13 protein-coding genes are annotated in these 10,826 nt (G+C 51.6%); 9 read left to right on the top strand and 4 right to left on the bottom strand.

What is annotated here, in order from left to right; translation table 11 throughout:
* Positions 1–1,145: 1,145 nt before the first annotated feature.
* The 6 genes from HRR99_RS22205 to HRR99_RS22180 all read left to right on the top strand — a co-directional run bounded on the left by HRR99_RS22205 (position 1,146) and on the right by HRR99_RS22180 (position 5,489).
* Positions 1,146–2,225, top strand: a complete 1,080-nt coding sequence (locus HRR99_RS22205; protein ID WP_233124927.1) for a DUF262 domain-containing protein — start codon at positions 1,146–1,148, stop codon at positions 2,223–2,225.
* Positions 2,222–3,157: a hypothetical protein gene (locus HRR99_RS22200; protein ID WP_233124926.1), complete on the top strand. Its 936-nt coding sequence runs from the start codon at positions 2,222–2,224 to the stop codon at positions 3,155–3,157. The genes HRR99_RS22205 and HRR99_RS22200 overlap by 4 nt, the downstream gene beginning before the upstream one ends.
* A gap of 246 nt (positions 3,158–3,403) precedes the next feature.
* Positions 3,404–4,117, top strand: coding sequence for a hypothetical protein (locus tag HRR99_RS22195; protein WP_233124925.1), 714 nt, complete (start codon positions 3,404–3,406; stop codon positions 4,115–4,117).
* Positions 4,114–4,506 carry a DUF5615 family PIN-like protein gene (locus tag HRR99_RS22190; RefSeq protein WP_233124924.1) on the top strand — a complete coding sequence of 131 codons (393 nt, stop codon included), beginning with the start codon at positions 4,114–4,116 and terminating at the stop codon, positions 4,504–4,506. Before HRR99_RS22195 ends, HRR99_RS22190 begins: the two co-directional genes overlap by 4 nt.
* A gap of 106 nt (positions 4,507–4,612) precedes the next feature.
* Positions 4,613–4,816 (top strand): hypothetical protein, encoded by a 204-nt coding sequence (locus HRR99_RS22185; RefSeq protein ID WP_233124923.1) that lies wholly within the window; start codon positions 4,613–4,615, stop codon positions 4,814–4,816.
* A gap of 196 nt (positions 4,817–5,012) precedes the next feature.
* A complete protein-coding gene (locus tag HRR99_RS22180; protein WP_233124922.1) occupies positions 5,013–5,489 on the top strand; it encodes a Fic/DOC family protein in 477 nt (158 codons plus the stop codon).
* A 61-nt stretch (positions 5,490–5,550) separates the two neighbouring features.
* Here HRR99_RS22180 and HRR99_RS22175 read toward each other — a convergent pair whose 3' ends face one another.
* Complete coding sequence (locus HRR99_RS22175; protein WP_233124921.1) at positions 5,551–6,444, bottom strand: DMT family transporter; 894 nt, start codon at positions 6,442–6,444, stop codon at positions 5,551–5,553.
* Positions 6,445–6,673: 229 nt separating this feature from the next.
* Here HRR99_RS22175 and HRR99_RS22170 point away from each other — a divergent pair, with 229 nt between their 5' ends.
* Entirely contained in the window at positions 6,674–6,973 is a 300-nt protein-coding gene (locus HRR99_RS22170) for a hypothetical protein (protein ID WP_233124920.1), read from the top strand.
* A 166-nt stretch (positions 6,974–7,139) separates the two neighbouring features.
* Positions 7,140–7,280 (top strand): hypothetical protein, encoded by a 141-nt coding sequence (locus HRR99_RS22165; protein ID WP_112501476.1) that lies wholly within the window; start codon positions 7,140–7,142, stop codon positions 7,278–7,280.
* Positions 7,281–7,438: 158 nt separating this feature from the next.
* Here HRR99_RS22165 and HRR99_RS22160 read toward each other — a convergent pair whose 3' ends face one another.
* Both HRR99_RS22160 and HRR99_RS22155 read right to left on the bottom strand, forming a co-directional pair.
* On the bottom strand, positions 7,439–7,888 hold the full coding sequence (locus HRR99_RS22160) for a hypothetical protein (protein ID WP_233124919.1): 450 nt from the start codon (positions 7,886–7,888) through the stop codon (positions 7,439–7,441).
* 123 nt (positions 7,889–8,011) lie between these two features.
* Positions 8,012–8,275, bottom strand: coding sequence for a hypothetical protein (locus tag HRR99_RS22155; protein ID WP_233124918.1), 264 nt, complete (start codon positions 8,273–8,275; stop codon positions 8,012–8,014).
* Between the two features lie 330 nt (positions 8,276–8,605).
* Between HRR99_RS22155 and HRR99_RS22150 the strand changes: the two genes are divergently transcribed.
* The gene (locus tag HRR99_RS22150; protein WP_233124917.1) at positions 8,606–8,869 is read left to right on the top strand and encodes a hypothetical protein; all 264 of its coding nucleotides are present in this window, start codon (positions 8,606–8,608) and stop codon (positions 8,867–8,869) included.
* Positions 8,870–8,906: 37 nt separating this feature from the next.
* On the opposite strand, the gene HRR99_RS22145 is transcribed toward HRR99_RS22150, so the two are convergent.
* Complete coding sequence (locus HRR99_RS22145; RefSeq protein ID WP_233124916.1) at positions 8,907–10,823, bottom strand: hypothetical protein; 1,917 nt, start codon at positions 10,821–10,823, stop codon at positions 8,907–8,909.
* Positions 10,824–10,826: the final 3 nt, after the last annotated feature.

The following is a 10,826-nucleotide window of genomic DNA, read 5'->3' as shown; positions in this document are numbered from 1 at the left end:
AGTCGATTCCGAGCTTTTCCGCTGGTTTCTGCCCAAAAATACGCGCACTTATCCAGACTGTCTACATGTTCGATCGCAGAAAATTTATATATTAACGCGCCAATTCGATCTGCAAATATATATTTCTATATATGCAGTATCGCGAATTTAGTGATTTATATCTTTGCGTTCTATCCGTCGATCTCACCTCTTTCCTTCAACAAGACACACCTGTTCGTTCACGCAACTCATTGAGCTCGCGTCATCACCATTCGTTGCTCGTCCAACCATGAGCTAAACAAGCCATTTCAACGGGGCGCTGAAAGCTACCTCGTAACTGTATATGTGTGGCACCTCTCAGCGCCCCCAACTATCAAACCGCATTTCCAGCCAGCATCCGGGCCCGCACGCCAGGCTGAAATCTAATCTTCCTCGTCTTCCTACTTCTCTGCCACTATTCGCATTCCAAACTCAGCCATGCTCGAAATACATCGACGCGCAATAAGAAAGCCCGTTCTGCCCATAGGGTCACCAACGGGTTATTCCGCCTGCGCAGCGCGCATTTCATGTATCGAGTTCAGCTTAGATGCCTGAGTACCATCAAAACAAAACCCGCCACCTTCTTCGCCTGGGGCTGCCAGCACGAGAACGCGACTTCAAACACTATAAAGGAAAAATATCTCGCCGTAAATCAAAATATGAATATTTTCCTATTATAGACCGGCGGATTTTTGCTCCAAAGTTGTGAATTTTTGAAACCCCGTAAATGTTGGCTAGCAAACCGTGCCCAAAGGATACGGTGTACGAAAAAACTGTTCGATCCCAACGGTCAAATGATTGAGCACCATGGCCTGCGTCCATAAAGGCATACCGATGAGGACACACCCCAGTACCCCTCCTTATGCCTCCCTAGTCCCGGCTAAGAGCAGTAAAGAAACCATACGCATTATCAGAAAAGAATTGGACACCATCTCACCTCCAACGTCCCATGGGGGAAGCTCCTTCGTGAAATGATTTAAATACCCCCTCGCAAAAATTCTCAGTTTTCAGCAGACTGCTTAAAACAGGGATCGCAAGATAGCTTGGTGCGCCAGCCAGTATGTTTTTTAAGTATGTGGCAACAACAGTATGGTAGTTAACTACCATCAACTGGAATGGATGGTGACGTGACAAATCAAATTAAAGATATCGTCGGGAAGCGGTTTGAGAGCGCCCAGTCCCAACTTGTAATTCAATCGGCTGACCTGCCCTTGGCCACGCTCGCGGGAATGGTCGAAGCAAAATCTATAGACTTACAGCCAACTTTTCAGCGAAGGGAAAGATGGACGAAAAAAGACCAGTCAGCATTGATCGAAAGCTTTTTGCTGAATGTTCCAGTACCTCCGATCTACTTAGCCGAGGAGAGGAGCGGCACATACACCGCAATTGATGGAAAGCAGAGGCTAAACGCCATCGGCAACTTTATCCATGGGCGGCTCAAACTGAGCGAATTGGAGAGCTTCACCGAAGCGAATGGTTTGACGTTCTCCGACCTGCCGGAGGAAATCCAGAACGCTTTCAAACTGAGACCTTACATCCGTGTAATAACGCTTTTAAAGCAGACTGATCCTCAGCTGAAATACGAGGTTTTTCTACGACTCAATAGAGGCGGAGAAAAACTACTTAATCAAGAAATACGTAATGTCGCATTCCGAGGTCCTCTAAATGATTTGATGTTCAAGCTTTCAGAAAATGAGTTTCTGCGGAAGCAATTGAAAATCAAAGACGATAGTAGCCAAAATTGGCGGAAGATGGTTGATGTCGAATATGTTCTGAGATTCTTTACTTTGACTAACGACTACGAGACTTTTTCGGGTGACCTGTCCGTAGAACTCGACAGCTTCATGAAGGACAACCAAAACCGAGAAGGACAATGGTTAACGCAACTTGAAAGCGATTTTAATAGATCAATCTACTTTTGCGAGCAATTCTGGGGGGAGCATGCTTTCCATCGGGCGGAAAACGCGAGTTGGAGAGATCAGCCAATCGCTTCAATATTCGATGCTCAGATGGTCGCAATCAAGTCGCTGCCAGACGCAACACTTAATCGCGTAGCCAATAGGAAAGCCGAAGTTGTAGCTGAAATGCATAATCTTTTTTCTGATGATCGCTTTCTGGAAGCAACTCGTACCTCTACTAACACACCAAGCCGCGTAAAACATCGCATATCCGAAGTCAGAAAGCTGCTGACCAAACTAGGCGCATGATGTTTTACTCCTCGAAGTTTTTTGAGCGCGTGAATTTTCTAAAGCGCGAACTCACAACTCCAGTTGTCGTGGGCGCGGGCATGCCAGGCACTCGCGAGTTTGTGCTAGGCAACATGATTAGGTCAGGGTTTGGAATAACCCTGTTCGTGGCGCTAGAGGACCACATAAACACCTCTGCACGAGATACCATTCGCGAACTGACGACATCCAGGCTTAATTATCAAGACTTCTCCACGAGCTTACGCAAGATACTTATTGTAAACGCCCTTTCTGGCGTCGAAAACCAGATCAAACTTAACAAGAATTGGAATGATCAGCAGATTTTGTCATATGCGGAAACTGAAATACTTAGGATGAGCAAATTCAATACAAATCCTCGCGAGCATTCAGGAGCTGGATTTAACTATAAGGGATCCAACTTATACGCTGACGACATATCCGGCTTTACTAAGTCGTTAGCCAGTGATGCGAACTGGCCATACTTGGGCTCTATCGTTCAAGCCCTTGGCGGCAGCCGCCCAGATCTAAAGACCGACTTTGATGAACTTGCCAGCATGCGGCACTCCGCAGCGCACAAGGCTGAACCACTACTCGATATTTCTACTCTCCAGCTACATCTCGACGCAGCCACAGCAATAGCCATCGGCTTCAGTTTAGCTGCTTTTTACCTAAGCTTTCTCATGAAGTCGGCGAGCTCGAAAGAAAGCGTAAATGCATCACGCACTGATTACATGCGATATACTCGTTTCGTAACCCCAGTGCCGTCTCGCGGTTTCGGTGAAGTTGGGCCATCAGGGAGGATTGTAAAGTTGCATCCTAATGCTAGGTCTGCTGTACTACAGGCCCTATCACGAGGCTTAGTTCAGATTGCTGTCCTAAAGGATGATAGAGGTCTCCCTATTGATATCTTCTTTCGTGGAAGAAGCTATTAGGCTTCCTAATCCATCAATTATCACGACGATTGCGAAACGATCCCATGAAATGCAAAGATAAAACGGCTTCTAAGCCTCTTAACCGATGGTCGGCGCTCTCTCTGGGCTCACCACCACCATCGCTTAAACACACGACCAGTCAATAAAGTGCAACACACCATTCACAAATGCCCCCTACGCTTCGAAACCGGATACGACACAAAAAATCCATCTTGCAGCAGCGCAATTTACAGCTACCTTACAACCATGACCTCACTGCAAACTCGCGCTCTGGATTCGGACACAATCGGCGTCGGCTCGTACACCGCGCCGGAGGCTGCTCGCCTGTTGAAAACAGCTCCTCTTAACATCAACCGTTGGCTGCGAGGCTACACATACAAGCGTGACGATGCTGTGCGGCAGGTTCCACCGCTGTGGACGGCACAGCATACCAACGTTGAAGAACACCTTGAAATAGGCTTCCGCGACTTGATTGAGTTGCGCTTCGTTAAAGCATTTCTGGATGCGGGTGTAGGTTTGCTGGCCATTCGCAACTGCCTTGAATATGCGCGGGATTGCGCTGGGGATGACCGCCCGTTTTCAACGCAGCGTTTCCAGACGGACGGGCGCACGATTTTTCTGGAAAGCATTGAGCGGGTTGGTGACAACAAGATGCTGGACCTGAAAAAGAAGCAATATGTCTTCAAGCAGGTTATCGACCGAACATTTAAAGACCTCGACATTGAAGATGATGCTGTTGCACGTTGGCGGCCATTCAACGGCAAAAAATCAATTGTGATTGATCCAGGCCGGTCTTTCGGCCAGCCTATCGCGTCAGAGTTCGGGGTTCCGACAATAGCGCTTGCTCAAGCGGTTGAGGCGGAGGGCTCCGTGGAAGACGTGGCGCGGATATACGATGTGCCGGTTTCTGTTGTGCGTGATGCGGTGCAATTCGAAAACGAGTTAAAGAGGGCAGCTTGAAGGTTTTGGTAGATGAAAATCTTCCTCCTGCGCTTGCTCGCTCTCTCGATGCTTTGTTCAATGGAAAACACGACATCATTCACGTTCGGGAGCGGTACGGACCCGGCGTGACAGACTTGCAATGGATTCGAGAGCTAAGCGCCGAAGGCAGGTGGGTGGTTCTCTCAGGGGATCGCCGGATTACTCGCAACAAAGCCGAGTATAATGCTTTTCGCGCGTCACATCTCGTCGGTTTCTTTCTTTCAAAAGGGCTTTATAAGTCTCCGCTCGTGAAACAGATGGAGCGCATTTTGGCGCTGTGGCAAAAGATAGAGGCTCAGTCCGAGCTTGTGCAGGGTGGGGCAATGTTTGAACTGCCTATGTCGAGTACACGCATTAAGCAGATATAACGGTATACATTAGGACACGAGACAGTTTGCGCGCCTTAGTGGCTGCAACGTTGTAAGCGCGAATTGCGTTGAAATCGGCCTGTTAGAAGCAGTGGAGACACCAAGCATGAACCGGTTTTCCTCACATGGAAACAAATGTGTTGCATGGCGCGTCGACCAGATGCACGCCAACAATGCGATTGAGGGTGTTCAGAAGGATGATGCGCTCGCCGCTTTGGTTGAAGGATGGAATGCGGCCGGTGTTGCTGATGATGAGCAGATTGCTCGACTCGTGCAAATGGCAAAACAACGCAATCGCGCTGCCGCTTAATATACGTCTACAGATATTGTGAACGCTCTCATTTTGGGGGCGTTTTTTATTTAAAGCGAAGAGTTGCGTGAACGAAAAGGCTATTTACGAGCGATATATGTATCCCGGCCCTGAATCAAGGGTGCCAATCAATTTATTAGATGCGAGAAACTGGGAAAACCTCAGCCGGTTTTAAGCGCAGATCGTTGCGATAAGGGTGAAGACCATTCCTCCGCAGGCCATGGAGCTTTCGTATAATGGCCTGAAAGCGCTTCACCGCCATCTCTTTCAGGATATCTACGAATGGGCAGGGATGGAGCGAACTTACACGACGAGCAGGAACCCGAATGCCGCTTTCGCCAAGCCTGCATACATAGCTTCATGGGTTGAGAAACAATTCGAGCACCTGAAAAGCTCGAACTACTATTGTGGGCTTGAAAAACGACAGTTTGCGGAGAAGGCCGGGAGGTTCATCAACGAAATAAATGCGGCGCACCCATTTATAGAGGGTAATGGGCGTGTGCAGCGATTGTTCTTGCAAATGATTGCCGAGAACGCTGGCTATGACCTCGATCTTCGCGCTGAGGACCAACGGGAATGGTACGCGGCAGCAGAGGCAGGTTTCCTTGCCGACAATCTGAACCCATTGATTGCGTTGCTGGAGAAGCGGCTAACGAAGCTGATAACAGAATAGGTATTGGGACCGTTGAGGCTCTAATATCGGTTGCCGCGAGTTAGCATCTCCTTCGCAGAAATCAGCTAATCCGCTCCTTTGCGGTCCTCATATTCCGCCGTTCCCACCCGACGAGAACGAGGCTGGCTGCGACGATGAGGATTGCGCCGATGAAGACGTTGATTGTCGGTATTTCCGTCCAGATGGCGTAACCATAGATGAAGGCCCAGATCAGGCCGGTGTATTCCACTGGCGCGAGTGATGAGGCGGGCGCGTGTCTGAAGCCTTCATAGAGAAGATATTGCCCTAACGTCGAAACTAGCCCGACCGCGATCATGAGAAGCCACCCTTGCGCATCCGGGTTTTTCCATAGCCATGGCAAGGACAGTGCGCAGGCGATGCCGAACAGTGCGCTGGTGGCATACATCTGCGTCAATGTCGTTTCGCTTTTGCTGACGAGGCGAATGAGGATGGTGCTCCACGCCCAGCAGAAACCTGCGATGATGCACAGTGTTGCGGGAAGCCAGTTTGGCGAGTTGGCCGGATTGGCAGCCACGACGACGCCGATGAAACCGACTGCGCAGGCTATCCAGCGGCCTGCGCCGACTTTCTCCTTCAGCACAAAGATGGAGAGGACCATGACCATGATGGGTGCGGAGAAATAGAGCGTGGTGAGTTCCGCCAGCCCCAGATATCGCGCGGAGCTGTAGAACAGCATCCATGCGGTGAGCATGAGGGCTGCGCGAATGACGACGGTGCCGCGGTATTTGCTCTTGAGGATGGACGGGTGGCGGTAGCGATGTGCCAGTAAGCCGGTGATCAGGACAATGACGGCGCTTCGCACGAAGAGGATTTGCGGAACCTCGTAGCTTTCGACAAGCCATTTGACGAGCGCATCCTGAAGAGCAAAACAGGAGTAGCCCATGGCCGCCAGCCCGATGCCGAAAAGCGGCCTTGCTTCCAATGATCCTGCCATGCGTTTCACCACGATACTGCTGATGATCTGTACTAGCCGAGTCCGGCGTTATGATCCATGGCGGTTGGCTGGTTTTCTGTCGCAGCCAGCAATCGGCGCTTATTGCCCGGCAACAAAGCGTTGGCATGCGGTTAGGCCAAGATAACGTTTTCGCGATGGCAGAGGAAATATCTCGTGCTTATACGTTACTCTGCCTATGTAATTTGCGCAGGTTAGAAAAGGAGAAGGAATGAGTGAGACGTATGGCCCCCACGTACAGATGGGAACACTTGCAGAGCGAATGGCGGCCCATTACCAAACGGATGCAAATCTGGAGCTGGGCCCGCATCTTGCTCACTATATGGAAGAGGTCGAGGTCAATATTTCTGCTCACAGTTTTGACCATGTCGGGTTCATGAGCAAGATTCACGACCGGCTGGAAAAGGCACTTTTGGCAACATCGGGTCTTCGGCGCGACGAGTTTCTGCACGCCGTTGTTGCTGCACTTCGAGACCGGATGGACCGGCACAAGATTGTGGCCGCAGGTTAGGATTGGGTCGCCTCCCGCGAGGGGAACGCTTACCGGGTGCGCCGCGCGAAGGCGAGGTCAGTTTGCGGCCCGGGCTGCGGCAAAACGACAGATTGTTGACGTCGCAGTTTGGGCGTAGCGCTATCTGACGACAGACAGTGTCGAGCGATAGCCTGGAAGTGTTCAAATGATGGATCCCGATTGGGTCGATTGGTTCCCCATAGTTCTCTTGCCGCTCAAGCTTCTCGTGCTGGGCGTAGGGATGTTCTACGCCATCAAGTGGCATCACGATCAGGCGAAGAAGGACAGGGAAACCGGCGGGCGCTAGGCCTTAGGTCACATGCGACGAGTGGTATCGACGAGCCAAGGCGGACGGTCTGGCCGCGTAACGAAGTGGCATTTCGAGACTCGCAGCGGCGGTACGATCTGGAATTGGGATTTCAACGGAAATCGCGCGGGATTGCGGGTGCGCATCGTTGGTCGACTTTAGCTGAGCTCAAAATTCAAAGGAGCCCAATAGTCAAAAAACTCTTTAACTTGTTTTTTAGGTAGAGCCGTACCGCTTTTCACAAGCGACGAGTAGGTCTTGCCGCCTGCGCTCACGACATCATCGACCAGTTTTGAGAGCTTGTCTTCTGCTGCAGCAACAAGAAATATGTCGCGATCGTCGCTGACATATACGACGGCATAGTCATGTATTTTTATGATCTTATCAACATCGACAAAATCACTTTCCAGCTTAACGGCACTGTCGAAGGAATCGACTGAAATCGGACCAGTTTTAGAATCCGCAACAAAAAGGAATAAAATACTCCCGCGAGAAAATTTTTCCAATGCTTCGTATTCAGGATCATCAAGCCAGTCAGTTCCGAAAAAAATTTTGTAACCTCGTTCCTCGCAGAACTCTTTGTTTAACCCAAAACGATCAAAATTCATCACAAACCTCAACTTCGATGATTTTCTGTAGGCGCTTAAATCAGGGCCGAAGCTTCGCCGTTCCAATCGATCGCGTCGCCGATACGACCGGCAGGCTTGCCATTAATGACGACAGTGGATGAACTAGCGGCTAGTTTGCGAGCGTGGGTGAGTTCGGTCGCAAGCCATGGTTCGCTTACCCTCAATACAACCGATCAAAAAATCATATTGATTCATGATTGCTTCGTAAGATGCGTAAAAACCAGGGTTAGAGTAACCGATGAAGCTATCTACTTTAGTGGCAACTTTGTCCCAAATCTCTACATCTTTGCGGGTTGCGTGTACTTCTTGGACAAATTCCTCATAAGATTCGTAAAGTTTTTTATCTGATGAGCTGGCTGTAATCATGACGCATCCTATTCCTAAATAAAACCAAGATTTTCAAAGTCATTAGGGTAACTGAGTGACGTGTTGATTGTAAAAATAAACGATGCCAGAAAAGGTTTTGTTAGATCACCCACGTCATTTCGCTTCCACGAATTTCATCTCGCCGAATTACCGTTCGCCTAACCAGCAATCGCTGATGGGCGCCGCTATTTGAAGAAGAAAACGTGCTGGCTCCGACGAGAAACTGCGTTTTCTGCGTGTCACGGGAATGTGCAACACGTTCAACTGGAACAAATTGGTTCAGCAACTGTTGTTATCCGACGACCAGAAACCACCTAATCCCGGTATAAAATGGACACTCACTCTCCCAACGCCGCGCTACCCGTGTTGTCATCGGACGATCTAGAAGAGATAGATCGGTTTCACATCGCTTGGTGCGAAGAAAATAATATCGAGAAAACCGATGATAGAGCCACCGAAGTCGCGTCTGCCCTGATCGATTGGTATTCTACGAGTCCTTCCTATCGTCAGCGCACGAAGCTGGATCATCCACCTGAGTTACCGGTTTCCGAGACGATCGAAACGCTGCTGGAGCGGCTTGACCGGGTGAGATGAGCGGCACCGCAGCGCCTATATATGGTGAACGGATGTCTCATGCATTTTCTGCATTTCGGCTTTCGCGCAGTGCAAGGAGCCATATCGCCGCTTTGCAGAAAGGCTCGACATTCAGCGTGGTGATTTTGCTGTCACGATTGATGTGTTCCGATGCCTGGCGATAGCCTTTTTCGCGTAGCCGGGCCGATAGGACCGGAGCCAAAGCTTGTATCGTTTTTTGTGATCGCTGGCCCGCATGCAGCATGCCGCTCAGCAAGTCTTCCGCCTCATCGAGAATGTCACGTGGCGCAGATGTCGCGATTGCAGCCACCGTGTGATCGCTTTCGTCTGCCTCAAGGTCTGGCACGATGAAGCGATCTGCCGAAATGGACCACGGTTCACAGACGACAGCGTCGCCCTCCAGACGCACGGTACCGGCCACCTGTCTTAACGGGCCCCATTTACCCTCGAATGCCATAGCAAGAATACCGGGTGCCGCCGGTGCCGCAGCATCGAATGGGCGTTCGAACCATAGCTTGCCGCCATCATTTGCAAGATGAGCGCCAGCCTCCCACAGTTGACGTCCGGGTGCCCAGGACTGGCCGATGACTTCGCCTATATCGAAGACGTGGAGTGTGTCGAAGCGCCGGTGCGGGCGCAGCAGCGAGATTTGCCGGTGGCTCAACTCAGCTGCCACCCTATCCGCGCTGGTCGCCGCCAGCGGTTGGGGAAAGTTGAACAGCGCATCACGCGGCATGAGCTGGCTTCGGCCACCAGATCCGCGCCCCAGCGTCAACATTCCGTCGGCACGGCGACGGGCAACACTCGTCAGGACTTGCCCTCGCCCCAAGCCACTCACGGGCATGCCGACCGACATCTGCCGTGTGGGAAGCGAGGCGACAAAGCCGCGCGCGTCTTGGGTGGGTAGAGGTGAGAACGGCTTTTCCATCAGCATGGTCGCGCCCGTATCGCTATCCGCAAGCAAGACGGATGCACGTATATCGGTGCCCTCCTGGCGCAGTCTGGCGCCCAGAGAGACCAGACGCGTTTTGCCCATCGGCGTCTCGAAGGGTTCTCCCAAACCCAGCGCGGAAACGCTATCCTTAGCCCGCGTACGCGCGAAAAGCCCGGCAACAAGTTGTAAAACCACGCGTTCGTCATGTCGGGCACTACGATTGTCATAGTCCGAAATCTGCTCTTCCAGCGCTTCCAGAACCAGCAAAAGCTGGACGGCATTCGCTTGCTGCGCACTCCGACGGGCAGCTTCGATCGTCTGCGCGTGGGCTTCAGGACCGGCAACGACGCCGGTCTCGAGCAGCCTCTCTATAACCGCATCACAGGTAATGCGCAGCGGCATGATATCGATGCTCGCACCGTTTTCTGAAGCGCCTCCGATAACGGTTTGCGACGTGCTTTCGGCTGCCTGAAAGGCACGCACAGCCATGCCAACATGCGCACAATGCATGCCAATTTCACAGTCACAACGCGCGTAGGAAAGATCACCGGGAACCAGAAAGCGCACGCTGGCCATCGGCAGATAGGCGGTTGGTGTCTTTCCATATTCCAGTCGCACGGGATGACGCGACCGCAGAAGCTGGGATAGCTCCGCCTTTGCGGATGCGGAGAGGCTATCCGCGACCTGCTGGGTATCAAATGAGGCGGGGTTCCAATCCGGCTCAGATGCGTCCGCTGCATCCGCTGCCGCATGACGCGCGCGATAGGCGACAGCGAGCATCACACGGTGCCTGCACATGCCGGAGGACGGACAACTGCAAGAGGCGTCGGCCAAGGTTTGCCCAGAAGACAGACGTGTCGAGGTACCATCGGCAAATCGCGCAATGATCGCGTCGTTTGTCTCTTCCATCTCGGGAACGGCTCCCGCCTCCAGCTCGCGCAAGGCACGCTTTACAAGTCCCGCGTTGGAAAGCTGGATCAATCCCTGATCTGTGAGGGCAACGAGGTCGGGTCTCAGCATGGA

This window comes from Agrobacterium vaccinii, assembly GCF_021310995.1.
Lineage (GTDB): Bacteria > Pseudomonadota > Alphaproteobacteria > Rhizobiales > Rhizobiaceae > Agrobacterium > Agrobacterium vaccinii.
This window is presented reverse-complemented; position numbering and strand designations above follow the sequence as displayed.